This window comes from Segatella hominis, assembly GCF_004535825.1.
Classification (GTDB): domain Bacteria; phylum Bacteroidota; class Bacteroidia; order Bacteroidales; family Bacteroidaceae; genus Prevotella; species Prevotella hominis.
Genome location: NZ_SGVY01000127.1, coordinates 1 through 1,429, shown reverse-complemented (window position 1 = coordinate 1,429; position 1,429 = coordinate 1). Strand labels below are relative to the sequence as shown.

General features: G+C 36.9%; 2 protein-coding genes and 1 pseudogene. All 3 read right to left on the bottom strand.

The features are described from left to right. Positions 1–248: hypothetical protein (locus EXN75_RS18085; protein ID WP_134844757.1), on the bottom strand; the 248-nt coding region annotated here is incomplete at its 3' end. A 156-nt stretch (positions 249–404) separates the two neighbouring features. Beyond that, on the bottom strand, positions 405–614 hold the full coding sequence (locus tag EXN75_RS17395; protein ID WP_044072484.1) for a helix-turn-helix domain-containing protein: 210 nt from the start codon (positions 612–614) through the stop codon (positions 405–407). A gap of 432 nt (positions 615–1,046) precedes the next feature. Then, positions 1,047–1,429, bottom strand: a pseudogene (locus EXN75_RS17390) (site-specific integrase); the annotation flags it as partial.

Below are 1,429 nucleotides of genomic sequence, written 5' to 3'. Positions count from 1 at the left end.
TCTTCCGACAGGAACTTCCGCTCAAGTATCCGCATAATGGCGTTCAGTTCCCTATGCGAATATTTACGCGCCGAAGCCTTGCGATAGGTTCTCTTCTTGCTCTTGACAACTCTCTTTTTGCTAATGGTCGCTACCTTCTTTTGTTGAGCGGCAAATGACTGTTTGCAAGCAGCAAAAGCTGTTTGCATTGAAAGGAACATTGTCAATCCTAATATTATTGCATTGAGGAGTTTTGGCTTCAGTCTCATAGTTATCAGCAATTAATAATTTAACATGTAGAGAGATATGAACTCTTATAGTATATTTCTTTTCTTATGAGAAAAGTTCAATTTATTTTGCAAATATTATATTTTAGTTTATCCACAAAATGATGTTATGATATTATTTTGTCTCTCATAATCTCTTCAATCATTGCGTTCCTTTTTGTCCGTGATAAGTTCTTTCATATCCACAGACAAGAACTGTGCAATTTCAAGAAGTGTGGTAAGGTTGGGTTGAGAACGGTTGCATACGTAAGCATTGACCGTACTGAAACTCCTTCCTAACTTCTTTGCAAGCCATGTTTGGCTTATCCCTTTGTCCTCTAAGACTGCTCTTATGCGATTTAACTTCATGTTTTTATCGTTTTTACGCTACAAAAATAATATTTTATCGTGATAATCCATCCAAATCCCTTGAAAATCTGCTGTATTCCGTCGTAATTTAGACAAAATAGAAATATAATCTGCAAAAATGGAACTAAGCAATTGATTTCCCAATATGGCAAGATACATATATGCGTTTATGAATATGTTCTTTTTGCCATACTCTTAAAATGACGTTACATGAAAATTACTGTTGGTAACTACTCTTTTACCTTTGCAAAGACTAATCTTAATATTTTGTAAAATCACAGCATAAAATGTTGTTTTTCAGAAATTAGATTTAACTTTGCACTCGAAATCAAAGCGTTCTTTGTATATTGCAAAGTTGTGAAAGAAAAAGAATATAGCTCGTTTCTAAATCGTTAGCAGTTACATTCTTTGTTATACTTAATTCGTTGATAGTCAATCAATAATAGATTTTGTTGTGACTCCACGAATGCCAGATAGTACTCGGAGACTTTTCATGTTACCTCTCAGCACTCGAAATTCCTGTGGCGGTAAAAGAGTAGGTCTTGTCGGGTCTTTGTATTTCTCCAACATGGCAAGCGCCTCTGGCAGTAACTTCACACGTGCAAGCATCTTGTTCTTCTTTCTATGGTATTTCAGCCAAAGGCTGCCCTCCTCATCACGAAAGAGGTTTTCTTCCGTGATGGAAACCGTATCGGCATAAGCCGTGCCTGTATAGCAGGCGAAAAGAAAAAGGTCACGGGTCAAAGCCAACGATTTTCTTCGCTCTGGTATTTCGAGGTCACGAATTTTCAGGAAGTCCTCACGTGTCAATGCCT

Excerpts from the sequence above, each read along its gene's own strand:
- EXN75_RS17395 (WP_044072484.1), bottom strand. The coding sequence starts at position 614 with ATGAAGTTAAATCGCATAAGAGCAGTCTTAGAGGACAAAGGGATAAGC.